Here is a 23,979-nt window from a genome sequence, read left to right as displayed (position 1 = left end):
CGTCAGGCCACGTCGATCAGGTGATCGGCCACAAACGGGTTGTTGCGGCGTTCCTGGCCGAACGTCGATGCCGGGCCGTGGCCGGGCACGAAGGTCACGTCATCGCCCAGCGGCCAGAGCCGCGTGCGGATCGACCGGACCAGATCGGCGTGATTGCCACGCGGAAAGTCGGTACGGCCGATCGATCCGGCGAACAGCACGTCGCCCACGATGGCCAGCCGGTTCGCCCGCGAAAAGAACACCACGTGGCCCGGCGTATGGCCGGGGCAATGGTAGACCTCCAGCGTTTCGTTGCCGAAGGCCACCGTGTCGCCGTTCTCCAGCCAGCGGTCGGGTTCGAAGACTTCCGCGTGGCCAAAGCCGAAGCGGCGCGTCTGCTCGGGCAGTTGCTCGATCCAGAATCGCTCGTCTTCCTGCGGGCCTTCGATCGGCACGCCGTACTGACGCGCCAGCGCGGCGGCGCCTGCGCAGTGGTCCACGTGCCCATGGGTCAGGAAAATCTTGTCCAGCGTCACACCCTGTTCGTTGATGGCCTCGGTGATGCGATTCAGATCGCCACCGGGATCGCAGACGGCGGCGCGCTGCGTGGCTTCATCGATCAGCAGCGAACAGTTCTGCTGGAAAGGCGTCACGGGGATCAGAAGGACTTTCATTTTTGTGATCGGTAAGCCTGTTCGGGCGGGTACCTTCGAGGGGGGAAGGGGGCCCGGAGGGGTGGTCCATTGTAGCCGCCGAACACGCGCCCGACAGATGGTGAAACGTTTGAATCGGCGATGAGAGCCGTCTGAAAGTTGCGTTGTCAGCACCCGGATTTTGCGCCGCGGGAACGGCGCAATCCCTTGCCAGGCGGTGGATTGCGGGCAATTGCGCGGCGTTGTAACAGATTTCGTAACAAAATCAAGGCACTAGCTTCAAACGACCAATGTTAGACTGCGCGCCTATGTTCAGCCTGCCCCTTTCCCGTCCGGGGTCCGTGCGCGAGACAGCGCCCGGCTCCAACCGCTTCCTGCGTCAGTGCGCGATCCTCGTATCGGCGCTGGTGCTGGCTGCGTGCGCGACGCCGCCGGGCGGCGACACCGACAACGCATCGAGCACCACCGGCGCGCTGTCCACGAAGGCGGCCAAGCCGGCGAAGCCCAGCGCCAGTGGCAATAGCGCCAAGAGCGACGATCGCGGCAACTGGAACCTGTTCGGCTGGCAGGACGAGAATGCCCCATCGCAGTCGTCGATCGACGGCCTGCGCGCTGACATGGGGACGTTCGAGCAGCGTGGCACGGCATCGTGGTACGGCAAGGGCTTTCATGGCCGCAAGACGGCCAACGGCGAACGCTTCGACATGCGCGCCATGACGGCGGCGCACCCGTCGCTGCCGCTCGATAGCTGGGTGCTGGTGCGCAACCTGCGCAACAACAAGGTGGCCGTGGTCCGTATCAACGACCGTGGCCCGTACCACGGCAACCGGATTCTCGACCTGTCCTACGCCGCGGCCAAGCGCCTGAGCTTTGTCGACCACGGCGCCACGCAGGTGGAAATCCGCCGGCTGTCGCGCACCGAGGTGGCGGCGCTGGGTCCGAACCTGGAAGCGGGCGGCATGGAAGCCGGTGACGGCAGCGGCGCCGACGAGGTGCCCGACACCGCCAATACGCTGGTGCCGGCGAAATCGAAGGCCAGGGCCAGGTCCGGCAAGGCCGTGGTCAAGCACAAGCACAAGTAAGGCGATGCGCACCGGCCGGAACCCGATTCTCGCGCTCCCGACCCTCCGCCCGCTGCTTCCCTCGCAATTAAGAAATTTCTCAAAAGGCACGATCTCCCCGATCGTGCCTTTTGTGCTTTCAGGCGTCGTTGTCGCCGTCGTCCACTCCGTCCGCCCCATCCGCGCGCTGCGCCAGCGCCAGCTTGTACAGCGCGTCGGTCCTGGCGCCCGTCACGGCTGCCGCCAGCTTGGCGGCGCGCTTGGCCGGCAGCTCCGCCAGCAGGAGCTTCAGCACCCGCTGGGCCTCCGCGTCAGGGGTATCGGTGTCGCCGCCGACGGCGCGGCCCGCGCCTTCCACCACCAGCACGAACTCCCCCTTGCCGCGCGTGGCTTCGGCGGCCAGCCAGGCGGGCGCTTCGGCCACCGTCAGCACCGGCGTTTCTTCGAACAGCTTGGTCAGTTCGCGTCCGATCAGCAGCCGACGCGTGCCGGGCAGGCCGGCCGCCAGCGCCGCCAGGGTTTCGGCGATGCGGTGCGGGGCTTCGTAACACACCCACGCGTGATCGAGCGCAGCCAGCCCCGCGATGGCGTCCTGGCGGGCCTTGGGCTTGCCGGGCAGGAAGCCCACAAACGTGAAGCGGCCTTCGCCGGCCTCCAGCATGGCGCCGGCCACCGACAGCGCCGTCACGGCCGCGCTGGGGCCCGGCAGCGGCACCACGTTCAGGCCGGCCGCGCGCACGGCTTCGACGAGCCGGGCGCCGGGATCGGAAATGCCAGGCGTGCCGGCATCGGATACGTACGCAATGCGCTCGCCTGCCGACAGCCGTTCGACGATGCGCACGGCCGCCTCGCGTTCGTTGTGTTCATGGACGGCCACCAGCGGCCGCTGCAGCCCCACCCGGGACAGCAACTGGCCGGTGTTGCGCGTGTCTTCGCAGGCAATGGCATCGGCCAGCCCGAGCACGTGCAGCGCGCGCAGCGACAGGTCGGCCACGTTGCCGATGGGCGTGGCCACCACGTAAAGCGTGCCGGCGGGGTACGTCTGGCCGGCGGCCAGCTGGGTCCAGTCACTCATGCTTGAGAACTTCCGTTGAATCACTCATTCAAATCCACCACGCACGCCGACGTGCGTAGCACGACGCAACGCGGCGCGCTGGCCGAAGACCGCGCGCTGGCCTATCTTCAGCGGCAGGGGCTCGCGCCAGTCGTCCGCAATTATCGCTGCAAAGGCGGGGAGATCGACCTGATCATGCGTGCCGCCGACGGTACGCTGGTGTTCGTCGAGGTCAGGCAGCGCCGCAGCCGGGGGTTTGGCGGGGCGGCGCAGAGCGTGACGCCGGCCAAGCAGCGGCGCGTGCTGCTTGCGGCGGCGCACTATCTGGCCACGCTGGACGGCGTACCGCCCTGCCGCATGGATGTGGTGGCCATGGACGCTGGCCGGATCGACTGGCTGCCCGGCGCGTTCGACCTCACGTCGGCCGATGGGAACAGCGGCGCGGGCGCTGCGTCATAATGCGCGGGATTGTGCAGATGTCACCAGACCATGAGTATTGAAAGTATCGAGCAGCATTTCCTGGACAGTGCCGAGACCAAGCGGCTGGCCGCGACGCTGATGGCGCCGCATATCGATGCCGCCGTGGAGCGGATGGTGACGGCGCTGACCAGCGGCAACAAGATCGTGGTGTGCGGCAACGGCGGGTCTGCTGCCGACGCCCAGCACTTTGCCGCCGAACTGATCGGCCGCTTCGAGCGCGAGCGCCCGGGCCTGGCCGCCATCGCCCTGACCACCGACAGTTCGATCCTGACCGCCATCGGCAACGACTACGATTTCTCGGTGGTGTTTTCCAAGCAGGTGGAGGCGCTGGGCCAGCCCGGCGACATCCTGCTGGCGCTGTCCACGTCTGGCGATTCGGCCAACGTGGTGGCCGCCATCCAGGCCGCCCACCAGCGCGACATGGGCGTGGTGGCGCTGACCGGCAAGGGCGGCGGGCGGATTGCCACCCTGCTTGACGAATTCGATATCCACCTGTGCGTGCCCAGCGACCGCACGGCCCGTATCCAGGAAGTGCACCTGTTGACACTGCATTGCCTGTGCGACGGCATCGACGAAGCATTGCTGGGCGAAGCATGACGCCCGGGCAGCCCGGACCGGCACGTGTTATCCCGGGATATCCACAAGGCTGCCCACAACCTGTGCACAGGAATCGCCATGTCTTCCACAGCCTTATCCACAGACATGGCGAAAACCTGAAACTGCAACCTGTTTCACGCATCCTTTCGGCATCCACCCAGAACCCAAGAACCGCATGACGAACGTGACCCATCAAAACAAGACCTCTCCCGCCCGCCTGGCCCGTACCGCTGTCACCGTGGCCGCACTGCTGGTGTCCGCCACGCAGCTGGCGGGCTGCTTCCCCGTCCTGGCCGGCGCCGTGGGCACCGGCGTGGTAATGGCCACCGATCGCCGCCCGACCGGCACGCAGGCCATCGACCGCGGCCTGCAGGTGGAGATCGACAGCACGCTGGGCCAGCGTTACAGCGACAGCCAGGCGCGCGTGAGCACGACGGTGTTCAACCGCAAGGTGCTGCTGACCGGCGAGGCCGCGAACGCCCAGATCAAGCAGCAGATCGAGCAGTACGTGCGCGGGCTGCCGAACACGCGCGAGGTGGTCAACGAACTGGAAATCACGGCGTCGCCGGGTTTCATGACCCGTAGCAACGACACCTACCTGACCAGCAAGGTGAAAACGTTCCTGGTCACGGCCGATGGCGTGCCCGCCAATTCGATCAAGGTCACCACCGAGAAGAGCGTCGTGTACCTGATGGGCGTGGTCACCACGGCCGAGGGCGACAAGGCCACCGACGTGGCCCGTAACGCCAGCGGCGTGCAGAAGGTGGTCAAGGTGTTCGACTACGTGAGCGAAGCCGAGCGTGCGCGCCTGGATCAGGCCGCATCGTCGCAGAACGGCAACGCCGGCAGCGATGCCGTGGGGACGCCTGCGCCGGTGCAGACCGTGCCGGGCAGCCAGCCAAACGCGCCGGTCACGTCGGATGCGCCGGCGTCGATGGGCACCTCGGGCGCTACCACCAGCCCGGTGGCCGCCCCGGTATCGTCGCCGGTGGCGCTGCCGCCGGGACGCAATCTCCCCTGATCCTTTTAAGGAAAGTGCCATGACACTGTCGCGATTCCCGATCTCCCTGCGTTGGATGGCCGGTGTCGCGGCCGGGCTGTGTGCCGCGCCGCTGCTCGCCCAGTCGCCGGCGGCGGGGCCAGCATCGGCATCCGCGCCTGCCCCAGCGCCTTCGGCACCGATGACCACCGGCCCCGCCGACGCCGGCAAGATGTCGATCGAGGTCCAGCGCGCGCGTACCGAGCAGGCGCGCAACCAGGCGGCGTCGTGCGCCGTCTGCCATGGCCCGGACGGCCGCGCGCCCGCCGATAGTCCCGTTCCCGGCCTGGCTGGCCGCTCGCAGGCCGAACTGGTCGAACTGATGCTCAACTTCAAGAACGGCAGGCGTCCCGGCACGGTGATGCCGCAGATTGCCAAGGGCTATAGCGACACCGAGATCATCGCCATTTCGGCGTGGTTCGCGGACCAGAAATAGACCGATGCACCGACGCTCCGTACTGAAGGCGGCGCTGGCCGCCACGGCCTTGGGCGGACTGACCGTGCGCCAGGCGCGCGCCGCCGCACGGGCCAGGGTGGTGGTCATCGGCGGCGGCTACGGCGGCGCCACGGCTGCCCGCTACCTGCGCACCTGGAGCCGCGGCGCGGTGGACGTGACGCTGGTGGAACCCGATGCCGCCTTCGTGTCGTGCCCGCTGTCGAACCTCGTCGTGGCCGGCTATCGCCAGATGGCCGATATCACGGTGCCTTACGATGCGTTGGTCAGGCGTCACGGTGTGAAGCACGTGCGCGATACGGCGACCGCCATCGACCCTGGCAAGCGCACGGTGCGGCTGGCCGGTGGCGCGACGCTGCCGTATGACCGGCTGGTCCTGTCGCCGGGCGTGGAAATGCAGTCCGGCGCGATCGACGGCCTGTCGGCGCCCGGCGGCGAGCAGATCGTCCATGCCTGGAAGGCCGGTCCGCAGACCGATGTCCTGCGCCGGCAACTGGCGGCCATGCCGGACGGCGGCACCTTTGCCATCACCATTCCGCTGGCGCCATACCGCTGCCCGCCGGGCCCCTACGAGCGCGCCTGCCTGGTGGCGGACTATCTGAAACAGCACAAGCCGCGCAGCAAGGTGCTGGTGTTCGATGCCAATCCCGATATCACGTCGAAGGGCGCGCTGTTCCGCCAGGTCTGGCAGACGCGCTACGCGGGCATGATCGAGTACCGGCCCCAGCACGACACGGTGGGCGTCGACCCGGCCACCCGTACCATCCGGTTCGACGTGCAGGACGACGAGCGCGTGGACGTGCTCAACCTGCTGCCGCCGCAGCGGGCCGGTGCCATCGCGGTCGTGGCCGGACTGGCCACCGCCAACGGCCGCTGGTGCGAGGTCGATTTCCTGACGATGGCGTCGCGGGTGGCGCCGGACATACATGTGCTGGGCGACGCGGTCCAGATCGCGCCGCTGATGCCGAAATCGGGCACCATGGCCAACCAGCACGGCAAGGTGGCCGCCGCCGCCATCCTGCAGTTGCTGGCCGGGCGGGCGCCAGACCCGGTGCCGCTCTATACCAATACCTGCTACAGCTTCACGTCGTCGACCGAGGCGATCCACATCGCCAGCGTGCATCGCTACGACCCCGCCGAGCGAACGATGCTGACGGTGCCGGGATCTGGCGGGCTGTCCACGGCCCCGAGCGCGCTGGAAGGCCAGTACGGATTCGCATGGGCCCGCAGCGTCTGGGCCGACATGCTGGCGTAACGCGGAACAGCAGAAGCGCAGAAGACCGGAAGGGACGCGGGCGCCACAAACAAACCGCAGGATCGTGCAATGCCTGGCCGGCGCGGGCTGCTACGCTAGTCGTGCCGAACGTCCATGCCCCCTGTCTGGCCACAACCAGGACGCGGCTTTCTCTCCACGATCATGCAAGCCAAAGACCGTCTGCTCGCCCTCGCCATCATCGTGGTGTGGGGTGTCAATTTCGTCGTCATCAAGGTGGGCCTGTCCGGCATGCCCCCGATGCTGCTGGGTACGCTGCGGTTCAGCCTGGTGGTATTCCCGGCCATCTTCTTCATCCCGCGCCCGCGCATTCCGCTGCGCATGCTGGTGGCCTATGGCGCGTCGATCAGCCTGGGCCAGTTCGCGTTCCTGTTCTATGCGATGGCCGTGGGCATGCCGGCCGGGCTGGCGTCGCTGGTGCTGCAGTCGCAGGTGTTCTTCACGGTGGCCATCGCGGCGCTGTGGCTGGGCGAACCGCTGCGCTGGCACAACCTGGCCGGCATGGCGATTGCTGCCGGCGGGCTGGCATTGATCGGCAGCGCCGCCGCGCACGGCCCCGGCGGCATGACGGCGGCGGGCTTCCTGCTGACGCTGTGCGCGGCGCTGTGCTGGGCCACCGGCAATATCGTCAGCAAGAAGATCGGCCCCGTGGATCTGCTGGGCCTGGTGGTGTGGGGCGCGCTGATCCCCATCGTGCCGTTTGCGCTGCTGTCGCTCTGGTTCGAGGGGCCGGCACGCATCGCCGACGCGCTGACCCATGTCTCGGGCAAGGCCGTGTTCGCGGTCGCCTACCTGGCGTTTGCCGCCACGCTCTTCGGCTACACGATGTGGGGCCGCCTGCTGACCCGCTACGCGGCCAGCAAGGTGGCACCGCTGACGCTGCTGGTGCCGGTGGTGGGACTGCTGTCGGCCCACCTGCTGCTGGGCGAAGACCTGGCGGCCGCGCAATGGGCCGGCGCCGTGGTGGTCATGGCCGGCCTGCTGCTGAACGTGTTCGGCAACCGGCTCTGGGCGGGCAGGACGCTGGCACGCCGATAGCGGCACCTGCGGACCCGGCGCCAGCCAGCCCAAGGGTTAACCCGCAATAAGGCGACAATTCCCACCTGTTTTGTGCATATGGTTATCACTGTCGCGTCCGTATACGGGCTTTGACTTCAGGCAAAATAGCGGACTGGCCGCATATGCCCGGGAGCCCCCAACGATCACCGCAGGGCACTCCTGAGAAGCCCGCCCCAACGGCGGCCAGCACGCGCCGCGCCGTGGAGCAATCCGAGCGCGGGCATTTGCCGTCCCCACGGCTCTCATTCAGTTTGGAGCACAACACATGAAGCAGTTTGTCATCGCCGCCGCGCTGCTGGCCGCCGCCGCGTCCGCGCACGCCGCCGTCGACGCCGCCAAGGCCCAGGCCATCGCCAACAAGAATGCCTGCATGGGCTGCCACCAGGTGGACAAGAAGCTGGTTGGCCCGGCCTTCAAGGACGTGGCCGCCAAGTACAAGGGTGACAAGGACGCCCTGACCAAGTTGTCGGCCAAGGTGAAGAATGGCGGTTCGGGCGTCTGGGGCCCGGTGCCGATGCCGGCCAACGCCGCCGTCAGCGACGCCGATATCAAGACCGTGGTGGAGTGGGTTCTGGCCGGCGCACCGGCCAAGTAATCGGGGCTCTGGCCTGGGCGGGCGGCTGGCAGTGCCGGGCGCCCGCCACGTTTGAAGTATTCGCAAGATGCATGCATGGGCCGGCGACGCACCGGCGCGGCAGGGGTCGACAGGAAACCGGGTAGTACGGGAACACAGCAAGATGAATGCAAAACGACGAGATGTACTGCGGATGACCGCGGTCCTGTCACTGATGGCCGCCACTGGCCTGATCAGCGAGGCACAGGCCGCGGAATGGAACAAGACTGCCTTTGACGGCAAGAGCGTGGCCGACGTGATCAAGGCACTGGGCGGCAGCGGCACCGAGAAGAGCAGCGCCATCACCTTCAACGCCCCGGACATCGCCGAAAACGGCGCCGTGGTGCCGGTGGCGGTGACCAGCAACATCCCGGATACCGAACAGATCGCCATCCTGGTGGAAAAGAACCCGAACACGCTGGCCGCCGATTTCACGATCCCGGCCGGCACCGAGCCGTTCGTGTCCACGCGCGTGAAGATGGGCCAGACGTCGGTGGTGCATGCCGCGGTCAAGGCCGGCGGCAAATGGTACGTCGCATCGAAGGAAATCAAGGTCACGCTGGGCGGCTGCGGCGGCTAGGCGCCGCCGGACCGTTGCACCGTTCGAGACCAGATTTCCAGATGACTGCTGACAGGAGAAACACATGGCAGACCCGATGCGCGTTCGCGCCACTGAAAACGGCGGCGTCGTAGACGTCAAGATTCTGATGAAGCACGACATGGAAACCGGCCAGCGCAAGGATTCGGCCGGCAAGACCATTCCGGCCTGGCATATCCAGACCGTGGTGGCATCGTGCAAGGGCAAGGAAGTGTTCCACGCCCAGTTCGGCGCGGCGGTGTCGAAGGACCCGTTCCTGAACTTCAAGTTCAAGGGCGGCGCCAAGGGCGACAAGGTCACCGTGACCTGGGTCGACAACCGCGGCGACAAGCGTACCGACGAAGCCACCATTGCCTGATGGCCCTGAAACCGGCCTGATACGGGCGAAGGAGAAGCAGCATGCGTCGAGCATTCATTCGTGCCACGGCGGCCCTGGCCGCCATCGGACTGTCCGCCAAGGCGGCGGCCCAGCAGGCCCCGGCCCCCACGTCCGCGGCGTCGGGCAAGGGCCGTGTCAAGGTGGTGTACCAGCTGTCGGACGGTATCGACCAGGCCGTGCGCGCCATGTCGAACCTGCGCAACCACCTGAACGGGGCGCCCGACACGAAGATCGTGGTCGTGGCATTCGGCTATGGGGTGGACTTCCTGGTGGAAGGCGCCAAGGATGCGCGCGGCAACACGTTCGAGGCCGCGGTGGCGTCGCTGACGTCGTCGGGCGTGGAATTCCGCGCCTGCCGCAACACGCTGACCGCACGGCGCATCTCCGAGCAGAGCCTGCTGATGGATGCCAAGGTGGTGCCCGCGGGCGTGGTGGAAATCGCGCGCCTGCAGTTCGACGAAGGCTACGCCTACATCAAGCCGTGACGGACCGGGGCGGCCGCTGCGCATCGTCGCGGCCTGCCCGGGTTCACTGACAAGCCGTCCGGCAACGAGCCGCCGGACCCGCACAAGAAGGCCGTCCGTCCGCCAGCCATGCGGCGCGATGGCGAGGAGAATCCCCCAATGGTTACCGTGCGCAACATTCGCCGTCTGCGCCGCACCGTGGCCCCCGCGCTGGTGGCGCTGGGCGCCGTGGCGGCCGCCGTCACCGCGACGCTGTCCGGCCCCGCGCTGGCGCAGGACAACACCGCCGAGGAAATCGCCAAGTACCGCCAGATGCTGGCCGAAGGCAATCCCGCCGAACTGTGGGAAGCCGCTGGCGAGGAACTGTGGAAAAAGCCCGCCGGCCCGAAAAACGCATCGCTGGAGCAATGCGACCTGGGCAAGGGCCCGGGCGTGACCAAGGGGGCCTACGCCGAACTGCCACGCTACTTCAAGGACGCCAACAAGGTGATGGACCTGGAACAGCGCCTGGCGTACTGCCGCGTGACGCTGCAGGGCCTGACGCAGGAAGAGGCCACCAGGAACCCGTTCGCGTCGCAGGGCAAGCCGTCCGACATCGAGCGCCTGGCCGCCTTCCTGACCGGCGAATCGCGCGGCGTGAAGATGAACGTCCAGCTGACGCACCCCGAGGAAAAGCGCGTCTACGCGCTGGGCCAGAAGATGTTCTTCTACCGTGCCGGCGCCTATGACTTTGCCTGCGCCACCTGCCACGCCGTGGACGGCCAGCGTATCCGCCTGCAGGACCTGCCGAACCTGATGACCGAGAAGGGCGCCCAGGCTGCGTACACCACCTGGCCCGCGTACCGCGTGTCGCAGGGCGAGGTCCGCACCATGCAGCACCGCCTGTACGACTGCCTGCGCCAGCAGCGATTCCCCGAACCGGCCTACGGCTCCGACGTGATTACCGCCCTGACGATGTTCCTGGCGAAGAACGCCAACGGCGGCACGTACGACGGCCCGAACATGAAGCGCTGAGCACGGAGCAGAACAACATGAAGACACTCCATACGATGGCCGCCGCCGCGCTGGTGCTGCTGGCCGCCTCGGGCGCGCACGCGCAGACCGCCGCCAAGGGCGCCAGGGCTGACAAGTCCGTCAAGGTCACCGACGCCGACGTGCGCCAGATGATCGAATCGTCGTTCACGTCGAAGGGCCCGTCCACGGTCGAGGGGGTGATCCACCAGGACGCCACCCAGAAGGCTTGCAGCCAGTACCCGGACCGTCTGCACGTGCCCGCCGCCGTGGCGAAAAAGGTCGAGGCCGCCGAGCTGAAGCAGGTGAAGTACCCGGCCGACAACCACTTCATCGGCGACTGGAAGGAAGGCGAGAAGATCGCCCAGAACGGCCGCGGCATGCAGTTCTCGGATCAGGCGGGCGCGCCCAACGGTGCCAACTGCTACGCCTGCCACCAGCTGACCAAGGCAGAGATCTCGTTCGGCAATATCGGCCCGTCGCTCTACCAATACGGCAAGCTGCGCGGCAATTCGCCGGACGTGGTGCGCTACACGTGGGGCAAGATCTGGGATTCGAACGCGTACAGCGCGTGCTCGAACATGCCACGGTTTGGCCACAAGGGCATCCTGACCGAACAGCAGATCCGCGACGTCATGGCGCTGTTGCTGGACCCGGCCTCGCCGGTCAACCAGTAGGGGCGGCATGATGCGGGCGTGGCGCGTGGCGATGATATGGCTGCTGGCTGTGCTGGGCATGGCCAGCGCGCTCGCCCATGCCGCCGAGGTGGGCGACACCATCCACCTGCCCGATGTCAGGCTGCTGGACGGCCGCACGGTGCCTGCCTCGCAGTGGGCGGGCAAGCCGGTGGTGATCGAGTTCTGGGCGTCGTGGTGCCCGTTCTGCGCGCTGCAGAACCCGCGCCTGCAGGCGCTCTACGACAAGACGCGCGGCACGACACTGCAGGTGTTGACCGTCAGCATCGACCGGCAGCCGCAGGAAGCCGTGGCGTACCTGAAGCAGCGCGGCCATACCTTCCCCGCCACGATGGATTCCGATGCGCTGCGCCGCGCCTTTGGCGCCCGCAAGGGCCTGCCCGAGCTGTACGTGCTGGATGGGCAAGGGCGTGTGGTGCAGAAGGAAGTCGGCGAGATGATCGACGACGACGTGGCCGCGCTGGCACGCTACGGCAAGCCCTGAGCCGGCGCGCCGGCGAATCAACGGATAACAGCATGAACCGACGCGAGTTCCTGCAGGTGCTGGCCGTGGCCGGCGCCGGAGGCATGACATTCCCTGGCGGCGACGCCCAGGCGGCGCAGGCCGCCACGCGGCTCTACGACGTGCCGCGCTTCGGCAACGTCCACCTGCTGCACTTCACCGATTGCCACGCGCAGTTGCGGCCCGTGCATTTCCGCGAGCCGAACGTGAACCTGGGCGTGGCCGAGTGGGCCGGCAAGCCGCCGCATCTGGTGGGCGACGCGTTCCTGCGCCAGTACGGCATCGCCCGGGGCAGCGCCACCGCGCACGCGTTCACATCCCTGGATTTCACCGAAGCGGCGCGCCGCTACGGCAAGGTCGGTGGGTTTGCCCATCTGTCGACGCTGATCCAGCGCATGAAGGCCAGCCGGCCCGGCGCGCTGCTGCTGGACGGCGGCGATACCTGGCAGGGATCGGCCACGGCGCTGTGGACCAGGGGGCAGGACATGGTCGATGCCGCGCTGCAGCTTGGCGTCGACGTGATGACGCCGCACTGGGAAATGACGCTCGGCGCCGATCGCGTGAAACAGATCGTCGACAACGACTTCAAGGGCAAGGTGGCGTTCCTGGCCCAGAACGTGAAGACCAACGACTTCGGCGATCCGGTCTTCGATCCTTACGTGATTCGCGAGATGAATGGTGTGCCGGTGGCCATCATCGGCCAGGCGTTTCCGTACACGCCCATCGCCAACCCGCGCTACCTGGTGCCGGACTGGACCTTCGGCATCCAGGAAGAGAACCTGCAGCAGGTGATCGACGAAGTGCGCGGCAAGGGCGCCAAGGTGGTGGCGCTGCTGTCGCACAACGGCATGGATGTCGATCTGAAGCTGGCGTCGCGTGTGCGCGGGCTCGACGCCATCCTGGGCGGCCACACCCACGACGGCGTGCCGGCCCCGGTGCCGGTGAAGAACGCCGGCGGTGTCACGCTGGTGACCAATGCCGGGTCCAACGGCAAGTTCCTGGGCGTGCTGGACTTCGACGTCCGCAATGGCAAGGTGGCCGACTTCCGCTACAAGCTGCTGCCGGTCTTCGCCAATTACCTGCCGGCCGATCCGAAGATGAACGCGCTGATCCAGAAGGTGCGCGCCCCCTACGAGAGCAAGCTGGCCGAAGTGCTGGCCGTGAATCGCGGCCTGCTGTACCGGCGCGGCAACTTCAATGGCACCTTCGACCAGCTGATCCTGGATGGCCTGATGGCCGTGCAGGACGCCCAGATCGCATTTTCGCCAGGTTTCCGCTGGGGCACCACGCTGCTGCCCGGCCAGAACATTACGATGGAAGCCCTGATGGACCAGACCGCCATCACGTACCCGTACACCACCGTGACGGCGATGACCGGCGAGACGATCAAGACCATCCTCGAAGACGTGGCCGACAACCTGTTCAACCCCGACCCGTACTACCAGCAGGGCGGCGACATGGTGCGCGTGGGCGGCCTGCAATACACGATCGACCCCAACCAGCCAATCGGCAAGCGCATCACCGACATGCGCCTGGCCGGCCAGCCGCTGGACGCCAGCAAGACGTACAAGGTTGCCGGCTGGGCCCCGGTGTCCGAGGAAGCCCGCCAGACCGGCGGCGCCCCGATCTGGGACGTGATGGCCCAGTGGCTGCGCGCCACCAAGGAAGTTAGCGCCCGCCCACTGAACCTGCCCACGGTACGCGGCATGGACGGCAATCCCGGCATGGCGGCGACCTGAAACGCACCAAAGTGTTGGTTCGATGCGATTGAAAGGCCGCTCGCGATTCGGCTACAATCAGTCGCGACGGGCCGATAGCTCAGCTGGGAGAGCGCTGCGTTCGCAATGCAGAGGTCGGGAGTTCGATCCTCCTTCGGTCCACCAGGATTTTCCTTGTAAAACAACGCACTACGTCGAAAGATGTGGTGCGTTGTTTTGCTTTGGGGGCCGGAGATTCTGAGGGCCTATATTCCTCCCCTCGAGCCGTTTCGTATCGATCCGAGTGTTCGCTGGAGCGCAATGCGTCCAAATGCTCGCTTGAATCGATTGGGCTTCGAAGGCGCAGGGTAAAACTGGCCTCATTTTCTTTAAGGACTATTGGCTGCGAAAGGGAGAAAGCTGTCCGACGGGCGATCACATTGATAGCGCGTACATGACCCGCAGGAATCGGCCGGTAAATGAGACGGCGCAGCCGAACCCCAAGAAATGCTACCGTTCCACCTATCGCCCACCCTCTGTCTTCACCCATGCGTGAACCGCACGTCGCTCCCGCCCTTGGCGCCGACAATCTTGATGCCGAAGCCCGCCATCTGGCTGGGCGGCGGTCCACGCTCGTCAGCGTTTTCGTCAATATTGGGCTGACGATTGCCCAGGGCGTGATCGGGGTCGTCGCCGGCTCACAGGCGCTGGTGGCCGATTCGCTTCATTCGCTGTCCGACCTCGTTTCCGATTTCGTCGTGCTGTTTGCCGGCCATCACAGTCGCAAGGGGGCCGATACCGATCATCCGTACGGGCATCAGCGGTTCGAGACGGCGGCCTCGCTGGCGCTGGGCGCGCTGCTGCTGGCGGTGGGCGTGGGCATGCTGTGGGCGGCGGTTGGCAAGATCCAGCATCCGGAAGGGGCGCAGCCGGTGCAGACGGTGGCGTTGTGGGTGGCGCTGGCGGCGTTGGCGGCCAAGGAGGGGCTGTTCCGCTACATGCTGCGCGTGGCGGAGCGGGTCAGGTCGAGCATGCTGGTGGCCAATGCCTGGCATGCGCGGTCCGATGCGGCGTCGTCGCTGGTGGTGGCGCTGGGTATTGGCGGCAACCTGCTCGGGTATCACGTGCTCGATCCCGTTGCGGCCATCGTGGTGGGCTTGATGGTGTCGCGCATGGGCCTGCGATTTGGCTGGGATGCGATGAACGACCTGATGGACCGCGCCGCCGACGAGGACGTGGTGGCCAGCCTGCGCGACGCGATGCTGGATACCCCCGGCGTGCTGGGCCTGCATGACCTGAAGACCCGGAAGATGGGCGACATGATCCTGGTCGACGTGCACCTGGAGATCCAGGCCGACCTGACCGTCGAGCAGGGCCACGCGATCGCCACGGAGGCGCGCCGTCGCGCGATGGAGCGCGACGACGTCCTGAACGTCATGACGCATGTGGACCCGGTCAGGGTGCCACGCATGCAGCCGGCGCCGGCCGAGTCAGCGTAGGTCGCTGCGGCGGTACAGGCTCAGGCCCACGGCCAGGAAGGCCAGCATGCCGGCACAGCCCCGGTTGATCCACTGCACGGCCCGCGCCGACAGCGTGCGCACCGCGTGGCGGCCGCCGAACGCGTAGATCGCCATCATCACGATATCCATCAGCGCGGCAATCACCGCCAGGATCACGTACTGAATGGCCACGGGCTTGTCCGCGTGGACGAACTGCGGCACGAAGGCCGACGTGAACAGGATGGTCTTGGGGTTCGACAGGGCCACGAACAGCGCGCGCAGGAAAGCCGCGCGGCCGCTGGCCGACGTGGCGTCCGACGTCGCCACCAGTTCCCGCGTGGGCGCCCGCCACATCGAGACCGCCAGGAAGAACAGGTAGGCCGCGCCGATCCACTTGATCGCCGTAAACAGGTGCTCGGATGCCTGCAGCACCGCGCCAAGCCCGCAGCCCACGGCGCCGATCAGGATCAGGTCGGCCAGCGCGGCCCCGGCAATGCCGCAGGCAGCCACGCGCATCGGGCGGGTGGCGCCGTTGCTCAGGGCCAGCAACATCGTCGGACCCGGTGTGACCATGACGGCGGCTACCGCAATCAGGTAAAGAAAGAGAGTTGTGCTATCCATCGAACGCGCTCCGGAAAGGCGCCGCATTGGCGAGGCGCCAGTGTGAGCCGATTCGCGCCGATATGCACGTGCTTTCCTGTGGATAACCGCGTGAACAAGCCTGTGGGCGGGCCTGGGGCCCGCCTGTGGGGCGGCTGTGGGACGGCTGTGGGGCGTATACGCACAACCCGGCACGTATACGTCAGCGCCCCGGTGTCATCCTGTAGTTACCCACCCGCGTCCACGTATGCGCCGCACGGTTTCCCATAGGGTTATCTGTTGTGTAACCCATTGATCGAAAAGGAAGAAGCGGGGTTATCCACGGCCGCGGACTGGTGTTAACCATTACTACTACTATTTATGTATACGTAAACAATGTCGGTATACGTATACGGACCGTTGCGCGGAACGCGCCTGGGCAGCCCGTCGCTCACCCCATGGACCCCTAGCGCGGCACCTTGAACGCCTTGCGCGCCCGGAGCACCGCGGCACGCGTCGCGCAGCCGTCCATGTGATCGTTGACCAGCCCCATGGCCTGCATCAGCGCGTACATCGTGGTCGGCCCGACAAACTTCCAGCCGCGTTTCTTGAGATCCTTCGACAGGGCCGTCGATTCGGGGCTGATGGCCATCGTGCGCAGCACGTCGGGCGTCAGCGTCTTCGGCCGGCTCTTCGGGTCGGGCTCGAACTTCCAGAAGTAGGCCGCCAGCGACGGCTCGGTCTTCAGCAGTTCCTGCGCGCACTTCGCGTTGTGGATGGCGGCCTCGATCTTGCCGCGATGGCGCACGATGCCGGCATCGCCGAGCAGCCGCTCCACGTCGCGCTCGGTAAATCGCGCCACCTTGTCGATCTCGAAATTGGCGAAGGCCTTGCGGAAGGCCTCGCGCTTGCGCAGGATGGTCAGCCAGCTCAGGCCGGACTGGAAACCTTCCAGGCACAGCTTTTCGAACAGGCGCCGGTCGTCGTCCACCGGAAAGCCCCATTCGTTGTCGTGATAGTGGCAGTAGTCCTCCAGATCCCCGCACCAGCCGCAGCGTACCGGGGTCTGCGGCGCGGATGTCGTCGTCATTCGCCTTCGCTCCTTGGGTCCATGGCGCACACGGGCGCCGCAGCGATCATGCGCCCGGAAGGCCACGCCGTAAAGACCGCAACCAGCCGGATCCGGACATCCAACTGACAAACGGCGGCGCGTCGCGGGCGAAAAAAAAGCCAACCCGGAGGTTGGCTTCCTTGCGGCGGGGAAACTGCCGGGTCAGGCCAGCTTCTTGCCCGTACGGTCGTGCATGAAGGCCAGCGCAACCAGGCTGATGGCCGCGGCGGCAATCACGTAGTACGCCGGGGCCAGCTTGTTGTGAGTGGACTCGATCAGCCACGTCACGATCAGCGGGGCGAAGCCGCCGAAGATCGTCACGGCGAAGTTGTAGGCGAGCGAAAGGCCGGTGGAGCGCACTTCGGTCGGGAACTGCTCGGCCAGCACGGCTGGCGCCGGACCCGTGAAGGCGGCCAGCAGGATGCCCAGCACGATCTGCACCTGCAGCAGCGTGGCGGTGGTCGGGGACACGTTGAGCCAGTGGAACAGCGGGTAGGCCAGCACCAGGATGGCCAGCGCCACCACGCTCAGCATGCGCTTGCGGCCCACGCGGTCGGACAGCATGCCCATCAGCGGGCACAGCACCAGGATGATGGCGCCGCAGATGGCCGTGGACTGGAACGTCGCGCCCAGCGGCAGGCCCAGCTGCTGCTTGGCGTAGGACGGCATGTAGAACACCAGCACATAGGTGCAGACCGTCCACAGGATGGTCACGCCCAGGCCGGCCAGCACTTCGCGCGGATGGTCGCGCAGCACCTGCGACAGCGGCGAGAACTTCACATTGTTGGCGCGACGCTCGGCCTGGCGCTGCTCGAACTCGGGCGGCTCTTCCAGGTGCGAGCGGATGTACATGCCCACCGGGCCGATCAGCAGGCCAAACAGGAACGGGATGCGCCAGCCCCACGCGTCGATCTGGGCCTGGTCCAGGCCGTTCGTGACCAGCGCGCCCATGGCGGCGCCCAGCATGAACGAAATGCCCTGGCTGGCCTGCTGCCAGCTGGCGTAGGCGCCGCGCTCCTCGTCGGGCGCATGCTCGATCAGGAACGCCGTGGCGCCGCCCACTTCGCCGCCGGCCGAAAAACCCTGGATCAGGCGGGCCAGCACGATCAGCGCCGGTGCCCAGAGGCCGATCGATGCATAGGTGGGGGCCAGGCCGATGATGGCCGTACCCAGCGCCATCAGCAGGATGGTCAGCGTCAGGGCGGCCTTGCGGCCGACGCGGTCGGCGTAGACGCCCAGCACGATGGCGCCCACCGGGCGCATGAAGAAGCCCACGCCGAACGTGGCCACGGTCAGCAGGAACGACGTCAGGTCGTTGCCGGTGGGGAAGAACAGCTTGGCGATGATGACCGCGAAGAAGCTGTAGACGGTGAAATCGAACCATTCCAGGCCATTGCCGATGGTGGCGGCGATGATCGCGCGTCGTCGGGTGGCTTTGGACAGGTCGTTGGCGGATGCTGCAGTAACGGACATAAGGCTGGCTACAACGATGAAGGAACCGGTGGATGCCCCCGCCAGTGTGCCCCGGCGGTGACGCAAGCCAGCATCTTAAGCGATTCCTTACATCGATTTGTCATACGGATGTTCCGACAAAGGTTGTCGATGCATCACCTGTTACCCATGCTCCCGAACCGCGACGGCCCTATCCGGCGCCGTGCCCATGATGGTTGGGCGTGTGTGGCGTCTGGGTGGGCGCGGTGAGGTCGAGCGGGGTCATGTCGTGGGCCGGCTCCGGCCGCTTGCGCGTGAACCACAGCCAGGCGGCGCTCGAGAGCCAGCCGATGACGAAGACGGTGTCGCCAGCATGGTTGAGCAGGGCCGACGCCAGCGGCGTGCCGAACGCATCGGCCAGCATCTCGGCCGGCAGGCGCGCGACGATCCAGAGCAGCACGGCCGGGCCGCTGCCGTAAACGCCGGGCTGCCACCACAGCGCGTGGGGCAGGGCGTGCAGGGGATCGAAACGCTTTGACACGGGCTTTCTCCGGCGGATGCGTGAGCCGCATCTCTGGAGCACATCATAGGCCGATTCGCGTTACGGCCGCTGTCGGTGTTTGGGGAAACCGCGCGGGGTGTGTGCGGTATCCAACGCCCAGCATGCAGGGGGCGGCGGACCTTCAAGTTTTTTGCAGGACTTGTCCGCAAAAGCCATGCGTCACGGCGTGACATCTTTGCCAGACTGCATGCATTGGATACCTCCGCTTACCGGCCCGACGCCATGACTACCCTCTTGCCCGCCATCTATGTGTCACACGGATCGCCGATGCTGGCGATCGATCCCGGCCCCACCGGCGCCGCGTTCGACGCGCTGGGCTTGCGCCTGCGCGCGCTGAAACCGAAGGCCGTGCTGGTGATTTCCGCCCACTGGATCTACAGCACGCTGGCCGTCAGCACGCGCGCGCGCCAGGAAGCCTGGCACGACTTCGGCGGTTTTCCGCGCGAGCTGTACGCGCTGCGCTACGACGCCCCGGGATCGCCCGACCTGGCGGCACGCGTGAAATCGCTGATCGAGGCCGCCGCCATTCCGGGCGCCGGATTCGTGGCGGAAGACGAGGAACGTCCGCTCGACCACGGCGCCTGGATGCCGCTGCGCCATTTTTTCCCCGATGCCGATGTGCCGGTGGTGCAGCTGGCCTTCAACCCATACCTGAGCCCGGCTACCCAGATCCAGATCGGCCGCGCGCTGGCGCCGCTGCGCGCCGAAGGCGTGCTGGTGATCGGATCGGGCAGCTTTACCCATAACCTGCAGGAAGTGTTTGGCGGCGGCGCCCGCAAGGCGCAGCATGGCCCGGAGACCGAGCCTTATGTGGATGCCTTCCGTGACTGGATGGCCGATGCGCTGAACGATGCGCTGGCCACCGGCGACGTGAGCCGGATTGCCGACTACCGCACGCAGGCGCCATTTGCGCGCCGGGCCCATCCGACCGACGAGCACCTGCTGCCGTTCTACGTGACGCTGGGTGCGGCCATCGGCCCGGACGCGACGGCAGGCAAGGACGCCAGCGTGGCGCGCGTGGCCGACGAAGTCACGTACGGCGTGCTGGCCATGGACACCTTCGTGTTCGACGGCATCGGCACCGGCCACGCACCGCTGCCCAAGGCGGCCTGACCGCTGCCTGATCCCGGCCGGACCCGCGCAGGCGCCGGTCAGGTCGTCAGATAGCGCCGCACCGACCGCGCGCCGAACAGCGCGATATAGCCCATCGTCAGCGCCACCACGGCGATGCCGATGCGCAGGCTGGCCAGGTGCGCCACGCCGCCGATCATCACGGGGCCCAGCAGCAGGCCCACGTAGGCAAAGCGCGCCACGCGCGCGATGGCTTCGGCAGCGGTCACGCCGGGCAGGCGCGACGCCGCCACGAAGAAGATCGGCACCATGTTGGCGGCCCCCAGGCCCATCAGGCTGAAGCCGATCAGCGCGGCCAGCGGCCAGGGCACGGCAATGGCCAGTGCGATACCGGCAAAGCCCAGCCAGGCGCTGCCGGTCAGCGTGCGGGCATCGCCGAAACGGGCCCGCAGGCGGTCGCCGCCGAAGCGGCCGCAGGCCATGCCGCCCGAAAAGGCCGCGTAGCCGAAGCTGATCCATGCCAGCGGCGCCTCGGTGACCTCGCGCATGTAGACCGTGGTCCAGTCGTACATCGCCCCTTCGCCCACCAGCCCCAGAAACGCCATCAGGCCCAGCAGCCACAGGCCGCGCGTGGCGTGGTCCTTGTGATGATCGGCCGTGGGCAGCACCGGATGGTCTGCCAGCAGACCGCGATGCGTGCCCAGCGCCACGGCGGCCGTCATGGCCGCGATCAGCGCCGTGTGCAGCAACGGCGGCACCTGCAGGCTCAGCATCAGCCCGCCAAATGCCGCGCCGATCATGCCGCCCAGGCTGAACATGCCGTGCAGCGCCGACATCACGGGCCGCGCGCTGCGGCTGGCCTCCACGGTGGCGGCCTGCGCGTTCATCCCGACATCGAACATCGCGTTGGCCATGCCGAATACCAGCAGCGCGGGCAGCAGCAGCGCGAAGCTGGGCATGGCCAGGATCATCAGCGTCATGCAGGCAAACGCGACACCGCCCAGCATCGACGCCCGCGCGCTGCCCATCTTGCCCACCCAGCGGCCTACCGGCCCCATGACCAGGATCGCCCCGCCGGCCACGGCCAGCATGGCCAGCGACAGCATGGCGTCGGATAGCCCGAAGCGGGCCTTGATGGTGGGAATGTGGACCCCCCACGTGGCAAACGTGGCGCCATTGGCAAAGAACAGCGCCATGGTGCCGCGCGTGGCGCGCGAGACGGCCGACGGGGACGGGGCGGGAACGGAGACGGAGGGCGAAGACGTTTCGATCGAATAATCAGACATCGGGAATCGGGACAACCGGGTACGGCCGGGTACGGCCGGGACAACGAGGCACGGATCGGAAACACTCAGGCCGGCGCGCCGCCAGGCCGCAGCAGGCCGCGCTGGTGCAGGGCGAAGGCAAACGCTGCCAGGGCACCGATGGCCAGCGCCACCATGACCCACAGCATCAGCCAGTAGCCGCCGGCCACCCGCCAGAGCAGGGCGCCAATCCACGGCGCGGCGGCTTGCATCAGCAACACCGGGGTCATCATCAGCCCGTTCAGCGTTGCATAGTGATGACGCGAGATCAACTCGGGCATGGCCATCGCGCGCAGCATGGTATTGACGCCGTTGGCGCAGCCATAGCACACCGCCGCCACCATCAGCCAGTAGCCGTCGCCGAGCGTCAGGCACAGCAGGCCCAGGCTCATGACGATATACACCGGCATCGACAGCCGCACCGGGTGATCGATGGGCAACCGCGCCATGGCCAGACGGCCCGCCACCTGGGCCGGCCCGATCAGCGCCGCCACGACCAGTTGCTGGCCCACCGGCAGGCCCTTTTCGGTCAGCATCGGAATCAGGTGGGCGCCCAGCAGCGACGCGATCACGGCGGTGGCCGTGAAGGCCAGTACCACGGCCCAGAACACGGGCTGGCGCAGCGTGGTGCGCGCGATGCTGGGCGACGCGGCGGCGGCCAGCGGGGTGTGTGGGCCGGTATGTGAATAGCTGGGATGCACCGCGTAGCGCAGCCGGGCGTGCAGCGGCGCGCAGACAAACAGGTTCAGCGCCGCGAAGATGACCAGCGTCTCGCGCCAGCCCAGATGCAGCACCAGCCACTGCCCGATCGGAATGAAGATGGTGCTGGCAAAGCCGGCGAACAGCGTCACCTGGACGATCGGCTTCTGGTAGCCATCGCCGAACGCCTGCCGCAGTACCACGAAGGCTGGTTCGTAGAGTGTGGACGCCATGGCCAGCCCCAGCGGCATCCACATCAGCAGGAACAACGCCGGGGATGGGCACCAGGCCCACAGCAGCAGCCCGATGGCGGCCAGCACGGACCCGATGCCCATCACCTTGCGCGCCGGCACGCGGTCCAGCAGGCGGCCCACCGCGAACGAGCACATCGCCCATACCAGCAGTCCCAGCGAGAAACCGCCGGCCAGGAACGGCTTGCCGTAGCCCAGCGAGTCGTTCATCGGGCCGATGAAGACGGTGAACGTGAAGTACAGCGTGCCCCAGCTGATGATTTCGGTGATGCCGAGGGTCCAGACGATCTGGCGAGGCGATAGCTGGGCCGGGGCTGCGGCGGAATCGGGGGCGGCGGAAGCGGTCATGGCGCGCCCGGCGCGATTGGGGGGCGCCGGTGGCGGTGCGGTCAGTGGAGCGGAAATTGTATCGGCGCAGCCACGGGTGAGGGAAGGCGCACGCCGGGGGGTATCGAGCGGTCAGCCGCCGGGACCGGCAACCTCAGGCGGGCCCTTCAGTTCGACCGTGTTGCCGTCGGCGTCCTTTACGTAGATCGACGGACCCTCGCCTTCGGCGCCATAACGGCGTTGTACCGGGCTGGCATCGACATGATGAATACTCAGGTGATGAAAGACGGAATCAGCATCGAACGGATCGATACGCAGGCAGAAATGGTCGAGATTGCGGCCTTCCGTACCCGGCCCTGCGCCGCCGGCCCGGCCGATGGGCCCGTCCAGCGACACCAGGTCGATCAGGCTGCCGCCGGCCCGCAACTGGGTGAGGCCAAAGGCGGGCTGTTCCTTTTCCACCGTGCAGCCCAGCACATCGACATAGAAACGCACCATCCGCGCGACGTCGGCGGTGCGCAGCACCAGGTGGTCGATACCCCGGATCGCGAACATGGCGCGTGAGTCCCGTGCGTGGCTACTTGTGCAGCCCGTCGTACTCGATCACCTTGAGGCTGGCCAGGTCCACGGCGTCCAGGCAGCGCGCGTTCACGGCGGCTGTGGGATTGCCCTGCGGGTCGGTGGCCTCGGAGTATGGCCCGACGCCGCAGGTGGGGCAGAAGCGGTGGGCGATCTTCATCGTGTTGAAGCGGTAGGTCGACGCGTTCGCGTCGGGCGTCTTCAGCCGGAAGTTCGCCTTGGGCACGAACCAGAGCAGGTGGCCGCGCCGGCGGCATATCGTGCAGTTGCATTGCAGTACCTGCGTGAGCTCGCCGTCCGCCTCGAAGGCGACGCGGCCGCAGTGGCAGCTTCCCTGATAGGTGGTCATGGTGTCTCCGGTTTGCCGTGTCTGGTTATTGGCGGTCACTGGTCCGGGATCAGCCGCTTGCCCAGACTGACCGCCGCATCGCGGCCATAGCCGAGCCGGTCGTAGAACGCCAGCACGGCCTCGTTGGTCTCGCGTACCAGCAGGTTGATCTTCGGGCAGCCGCGCTCGATCAGCAGGGCCTCGGCGTGCGCCATCAGCATACGCCCGTAGCCGCGGCCCTGGAACTCGGGATGCACGGCCAGGTAGTAGACCCAGCCGCGGTGGCCGTCGTAGCCGATCATCGCCGTGGCCACCAGTTGGCCGTCCACTTCGCCCACGCGGAACAGCTCGGGCTGGGTGGTCAGCTTGCGCGCGATGTCCTTGTGCGGATCGTTCCACGGCCGGGTCAGGCCGCAGGCTTTCCACAGGCCGACAACGGCGGTTTCATCGGCGGGGCGGTAGGGTCGGAGCTGCATGGGTCGGCTGGGAGTCATACGGGTTCCCAGTGTAGCCATGACCGATCGGATGTTGAAAGGCCCACCCTCTCCCCCGGCCCCTCTCCCGCCTCGGCGGGAGACGGGAGAAAACCGTTGGCATTTCAAGGACTGCTCGCAGCCCCCCCGACGATCG

At 67.2% G+C, this 23,979-nt stretch carries 28 protein-coding genes and 1 tRNA gene; 18 read left to right on the top strand and 11 right to left on the bottom strand.

Going from position 1 to position 23,979, the window contains the following annotated elements; all coding sequences use genetic code 11:
- Positions 1 to 2: 2 nt before the first annotated feature.
- Positions 3 to 653, bottom strand: coding sequence for an MBL fold metallo-hydrolase (locus D9X30_RS01880; RefSeq protein ID WP_153946393.1), 651 nt, complete (start codon positions 651 to 653; stop codon positions 3 to 5).
- A gap of 287 nt (positions 654 to 940) precedes the next feature.
- Here D9X30_RS01880 and D9X30_RS01875 point away from each other — a divergent pair, with 287 nt between their 5' ends.
- Positions 941 to 1,714, top strand: a complete 774-nt coding sequence (locus tag D9X30_RS01875; protein WP_194946468.1) for a septal ring lytic transglycosylase RlpA family protein — start codon at positions 941 to 943, stop codon at positions 1,712 to 1,714.
- Between the two features lie 118 nt (positions 1,715 to 1,832).
- Here the strand turns inward: D9X30_RS01875 and rsmI are convergent, their stop codons facing one another.
- Positions 1,833 to 2,768: a 16S rRNA (cytidine(1402)-2'-O)-methyltransferase gene (gene rsmI, locus D9X30_RS01870; protein ID WP_153946394.1), complete on the bottom strand. Its 936-nt coding sequence runs from the start codon at positions 2,766 to 2,768 to the stop codon at positions 1,833 to 1,835.
- A 15-nt stretch (positions 2,769 to 2,783) separates the two neighbouring features.
- On the opposite strand from rsmI, the gene D9X30_RS01865 reads away from it, so the two are divergent.
- From D9X30_RS01865 to D9X30_RS01790, 16 genes are all read left to right on the top strand, one after another.
- Positions 2,784 to 3,206, top strand: coding sequence for a YraN family protein (locus D9X30_RS01865; protein ID WP_153946395.1), 423 nt, complete (start codon positions 2,784 to 2,786; stop codon positions 3,204 to 3,206).
- Between the two features lie 30 nt (positions 3,207 to 3,236).
- Positions 3,237 to 3,824 (top strand): phosphoheptose isomerase, encoded by a 588-nt coding sequence (locus tag D9X30_RS01860; RefSeq protein ID WP_153946396.1) that lies wholly within the window; start codon positions 3,237 to 3,239, stop codon positions 3,822 to 3,824.
- A 175-nt stretch (positions 3,825 to 3,999) separates the two neighbouring features.
- Entirely contained in the window at positions 4,000 to 4,845 is an 846-nt protein-coding gene (locus D9X30_RS01855; RefSeq protein WP_153946397.1) for a BON domain-containing protein, read from the top strand.
- Positions 4,846 to 4,864: 19 nt separating this feature from the next.
- On the top strand, positions 4,865 to 5,299 hold the full coding sequence (locus D9X30_RS01850) for a c-type cytochrome (RefSeq protein WP_194946469.1): 435 nt from the start codon (positions 4,865 to 4,867) through the stop codon (positions 5,297 to 5,299).
- 4 nt (positions 5,300 to 5,303) lie between these two features.
- Entirely contained in the window at positions 5,304 to 6,572 is a 1,269-nt protein-coding gene (locus D9X30_RS01845) for an NAD(P)/FAD-dependent oxidoreductase (protein ID WP_153946398.1), read from the top strand.
- Between the two features lie 162 nt (positions 6,573 to 6,734).
- Complete coding sequence (locus D9X30_RS01840) at positions 6,735 to 7,628, top strand: EamA family transporter (protein ID WP_153946399.1); 894 nt, start codon at positions 6,735 to 6,737, stop codon at positions 7,626 to 7,628.
- Between the two features lie 286 nt (positions 7,629 to 7,914).
- Entirely contained in the window at positions 7,915 to 8,244 is a 330-nt protein-coding gene (locus D9X30_RS01835; protein ID WP_066736677.1) for a c-type cytochrome, read from the top strand.
- A 142-nt stretch (positions 8,245 to 8,386) separates the two neighbouring features.
- Positions 8,387 to 8,842, top strand: coding sequence for a thiosulfate oxidation carrier protein SoxY (soxY, locus tag D9X30_RS01830; protein WP_066736675.1), 456 nt, complete (start codon positions 8,387 to 8,389; stop codon positions 8,840 to 8,842).
- Positions 8,843 to 8,906: 64 nt separating this feature from the next.
- Positions 8,907 to 9,218 (top strand): thiosulfate oxidation carrier complex protein SoxZ, encoded by a 312-nt coding sequence (gene soxZ, locus D9X30_RS01825; protein ID WP_066736673.1) that lies wholly within the window; start codon positions 8,907 to 8,909, stop codon positions 9,216 to 9,218.
- A gap of 41 nt (positions 9,219 to 9,259) precedes the next feature.
- Entirely contained in the window at positions 9,260 to 9,724 is a 465-nt protein-coding gene (locus tag D9X30_RS01820; protein WP_153946400.1) for a DsrE family protein, read from the top strand.
- Between the two features lie 138 nt (positions 9,725 to 9,862).
- The gene (gene soxA / locus D9X30_RS01815; protein ID WP_153946401.1) at positions 9,863 to 10,717 is read left to right on the top strand and encodes a sulfur oxidation c-type cytochrome SoxA; all 855 of its coding nucleotides are present in this window, start codon (positions 9,863 to 9,865) and stop codon (positions 10,715 to 10,717) included.
- 17 nt (positions 10,718 to 10,734) lie between these two features.
- The gene (gene soxX, locus D9X30_RS01810; RefSeq protein ID WP_153946402.1) at positions 10,735 to 11,391 is read left to right on the top strand and encodes a sulfur oxidation c-type cytochrome SoxX; all 657 of its coding nucleotides are present in this window, start codon (positions 10,735 to 10,737) and stop codon (positions 11,389 to 11,391) included.
- Positions 11,392 to 11,401: 10 nt separating this feature from the next.
- Entirely contained in the window at positions 11,402 to 11,893 is a 492-nt protein-coding gene (locus tag D9X30_RS01805) for a TlpA disulfide reductase family protein (RefSeq protein ID WP_194946473.1), read from the top strand.
- Positions 11,894 to 11,925: 32 nt separating this feature from the next.
- Entirely contained in the window at positions 11,926 to 13,650 is a 1,725-nt protein-coding gene (gene soxB / locus D9X30_RS01800) for a thiosulfohydrolase SoxB (protein ID WP_153946404.1), read from the top strand.
- 68 nt (positions 13,651 to 13,718) lie between these two features.
- Positions 13,719 to 13,794: transfer RNA gene (locus D9X30_RS01795), tRNA-Ala, on the top strand.
- Between the two features lie 362 nt (positions 13,795 to 14,156).
- Positions 14,157 to 15,107 (top strand): cation diffusion facilitator family transporter, encoded by a 951-nt coding sequence (locus tag D9X30_RS01790; protein WP_153946405.1) that lies wholly within the window; start codon positions 14,157 to 14,159, stop codon positions 15,105 to 15,107.
- On the opposite strand, the gene D9X30_RS01785 is transcribed toward D9X30_RS01790, so the two are convergent.
- From D9X30_RS01785 to D9X30_RS01770, 4 genes are all read right to left on the bottom strand, one after another.
- Positions 15,099 to 15,728, bottom strand: coding sequence for a LysE family translocator (locus tag D9X30_RS01785; protein WP_153946406.1), 630 nt, complete (start codon positions 15,726 to 15,728; stop codon positions 15,099 to 15,101). The two genes, D9X30_RS01790 and D9X30_RS01785, sit on opposite strands and share 9 nt — an antisense overlap.
- 424 nt (positions 15,729 to 16,152) lie before the next feature.
- On the bottom strand, positions 16,153 to 16,776 hold the full coding sequence (locus D9X30_RS01780; RefSeq protein ID WP_153946407.1) for a DNA-3-methyladenine glycosylase I: 624 nt from the start codon (positions 16,774 to 16,776) through the stop codon (positions 16,153 to 16,155).
- Positions 16,777 to 16,959: 183 nt separating this feature from the next.
- A complete protein-coding gene (locus D9X30_RS01775; protein WP_092602366.1) occupies positions 16,960 to 18,270 on the bottom strand; it encodes an MFS transporter in 1,311 nt (436 codons plus the stop codon).
- A gap of 169 nt (positions 18,271 to 18,439) precedes the next feature.
- Positions 18,440 to 18,727 carry a hypothetical protein gene (locus D9X30_RS01770; RefSeq protein WP_502799604.1) on the bottom strand — a complete coding sequence of 96 codons (288 nt, stop codon included), beginning with the start codon at positions 18,725 to 18,727 and terminating at the stop codon, positions 18,440 to 18,442.
- A 285-nt stretch (positions 18,728 to 19,012) separates the two neighbouring features.
- Here D9X30_RS01770 and D9X30_RS01765 point away from each other — a divergent pair, with 285 nt between their 5' ends.
- A complete protein-coding gene (locus D9X30_RS01765; RefSeq protein ID WP_153946408.1) occupies positions 19,013 to 19,903 on the top strand; it encodes a DODA-type extradiol aromatic ring-opening family dioxygenase in 891 nt (296 codons plus the stop codon).
- Between the two features lie 38 nt (positions 19,904 to 19,941).
- Here the strand turns inward: D9X30_RS01765 and D9X30_RS01760 are convergent, their stop codons facing one another.
- The 5 genes from D9X30_RS01760 to D9X30_RS01740 form a co-directional block, all read right to left on the bottom strand.
- Positions 19,942 to 21,147 (bottom strand): MFS transporter, encoded by a 1,206-nt coding sequence (locus D9X30_RS01760; protein ID WP_153946409.1) that lies wholly within the window; start codon positions 21,145 to 21,147, stop codon positions 19,942 to 19,944.
- A 65-nt stretch (positions 21,148 to 21,212) separates the two neighbouring features.
- The gene (locus D9X30_RS01755) at positions 21,213 to 22,463 is read right to left on the bottom strand and encodes an MFS transporter (RefSeq protein WP_153946410.1); all 1,251 of its coding nucleotides are present in this window, start codon (positions 22,461 to 22,463) and stop codon (positions 21,213 to 21,215) included.
- 111 nt (positions 22,464 to 22,574) lie between these two features.
- The gene (locus D9X30_RS01750) at positions 22,575 to 22,997 is read right to left on the bottom strand and encodes a VOC family protein (RefSeq protein ID WP_153946411.1); all 423 of its coding nucleotides are present in this window, start codon (positions 22,995 to 22,997) and stop codon (positions 22,575 to 22,577) included.
- Between the two features lie 22 nt (positions 22,998 to 23,019).
- Positions 23,020 to 23,370: a GFA family protein gene (locus D9X30_RS01745; protein WP_153946412.1), complete on the bottom strand. Its 351-nt coding sequence runs from the start codon at positions 23,368 to 23,370 to the stop codon at positions 23,020 to 23,022.
- Positions 23,371 to 23,405: 35 nt separating this feature from the next.
- Positions 23,406 to 23,825, bottom strand: a complete 420-nt coding sequence (locus tag D9X30_RS01740; RefSeq protein ID WP_153946413.1) for a GNAT family acetyltransferase — start codon at positions 23,823 to 23,825, stop codon at positions 23,406 to 23,408.
- Positions 23,826 to 23,979 lie beyond the last annotated feature (154 nt).

It is taken from the genome of Cupriavidus sp. U2 (assembly GCF_009663685.2).
Classification (GTDB): domain Bacteria; phylum Pseudomonadota; class Gammaproteobacteria; order Burkholderiales; family Burkholderiaceae; genus Cupriavidus; species Cupriavidus necator_C.
Note: the sequence above shows the minus strand (reverse complement) of the source record. Positions and strands in the feature narration are given on the sequence as shown.

Bases quoted from the DNA above. Each gene is read 5' to 3' on its own strand.
- D9X30_RS01875 (WP_194946468.1), top strand. From the start codon at position 941: ATGTTCAGCCTGCCCCTTTCCCGTCCGGGGTCCGTGCGCGAGACAGCG.
- D9X30_RS01880 (WP_153946393.1), bottom strand. From the start codon at position 653: ATGAAAGTCCTTCTGATCCCCGTGACGCCTTTCCAGCAGAACTGTTCG.
- D9X30_RS01820 (WP_153946400.1), top strand. From the start codon at position 9,260: ATGCGTCGAGCATTCATTCGTGCCACGGCGGCCCTGGCCGCCATCGGA.
- D9X30_RS01790 (WP_153946405.1), top strand. From the start codon at position 14,157: ATGCGTGAACCGCACGTCGCTCCCGCCCTTGGCGCCGACAATCTTGAT.
- D9X30_RS01780 (WP_153946407.1), bottom strand. From the start codon at position 16,776: ATGACGACGACATCCGCGCCGCAGACCCCGGTACGCTGCGGCTGGTGC.
- D9X30_RS01845 (WP_153946398.1), top strand. From the start codon at position 5,304: ATGCACCGACGCTCCGTACTGAAGGCGGCGCTGGCCGCCACGGCCTTG.
- D9X30_RS01785 (WP_153946406.1), bottom strand. From the start codon at position 15,728: ATGGATAGCACAACTCTCTTTCTTTACCTGATTGCGGTAGCCGCCGTC.
- D9X30_RS01840 (WP_153946399.1), top strand. From the start codon at position 6,735: ATGCAAGCCAAAGACCGTCTGCTCGCCCTCGCCATCATCGTGGTGTGG.
- D9X30_RS01855 (WP_153946397.1), top strand. From the start codon at position 4,000: ATGACGAACGTGACCCATCAAAACAAGACCTCTCCCGCCCGCCTGGCC.
- D9X30_RS01765 (WP_153946408.1), top strand. From the start codon at position 19,013: ATGACTACCCTCTTGCCCGCCATCTATGTGTCACACGGATCGCCGATG.
- D9X30_RS01760 (WP_153946409.1), bottom strand. From the start codon at position 21,147: ATGTCTGATTATTCGATCGAAACGTCTTCGCCCTCCGTCTCCGTTCCC.
- D9X30_RS01835 (WP_066736677.1), top strand. From the start codon at position 7,915: ATGAAGCAGTTTGTCATCGCCGCCGCGCTGCTGGCCGCCGCCGCGTCC.
- soxZ (WP_066736673.1), top strand. From the start codon at position 8,907: ATGGCAGACCCGATGCGCGTTCGCGCCACTGAAAACGGCGGCGTCGTA.
- D9X30_RS01850 (WP_194946469.1), top strand. From the start codon at position 4,865: ATGACACTGTCGCGATTCCCGATCTCCCTGCGTTGGATGGCCGGTGTC.
- D9X30_RS01750 (WP_153946411.1), bottom strand. From the start codon at position 22,997: ATGTTCGCGATCCGGGGTATCGACCACCTGGTGCTGCGCACCGCCGAC.
- D9X30_RS01805 (WP_194946473.1), top strand. From the start codon at position 11,402: ATGCGGGCGTGGCGCGTGGCGATGATATGGCTGCTGGCTGTGCTGGGC.
- soxY (WP_066736675.1), top strand. From the start codon at position 8,387: ATGAATGCAAAACGACGAGATGTACTGCGGATGACCGCGGTCCTGTCA.
- soxA (WP_153946401.1), top strand. From the start codon at position 9,863: ATGGTTACCGTGCGCAACATTCGCCGTCTGCGCCGCACCGTGGCCCCC.
- soxB (WP_153946404.1), top strand. From the start codon at position 11,926: ATGAACCGACGCGAGTTCCTGCAGGTGCTGGCCGTGGCCGGCGCCGGA.
- D9X30_RS01740 (WP_153946413.1), bottom strand. From the start codon at position 23,825: ATGCAGCTCCGACCCTACCGCCCCGCCGATGAAACCGCCGTTGTCGGC.
- D9X30_RS01745 (WP_153946412.1), bottom strand. From the start codon at position 23,370: ATGACCACCTATCAGGGAAGCTGCCACTGCGGCCGCGTCGCCTTCGAG.
- D9X30_RS01755 (WP_153946410.1), bottom strand. From the start codon at position 22,463: ATGACCGCTTCCGCCGCCCCCGATTCCGCCGCAGCCCCGGCCCAGCTA.
- rsmI (WP_153946394.1), bottom strand. From the start codon at position 2,768: ATGAGTGACTGGACCCAGCTGGCCGCCGGCCAGACGTACCCCGCCGGC.
- D9X30_RS01775 (WP_092602366.1), bottom strand. From the start codon at position 18,270: ATGTCCGTTACTGCAGCATCCGCCAACGACCTGTCCAAAGCCACCCGA.
- D9X30_RS01860 (WP_153946396.1), top strand. From the start codon at position 3,237: ATGAGTATTGAAAGTATCGAGCAGCATTTCCTGGACAGTGCCGAGACC.
- soxX (WP_153946402.1), top strand. From the start codon at position 10,735: ATGAAGACACTCCATACGATGGCCGCCGCCGCGCTGGTGCTGCTGGCC.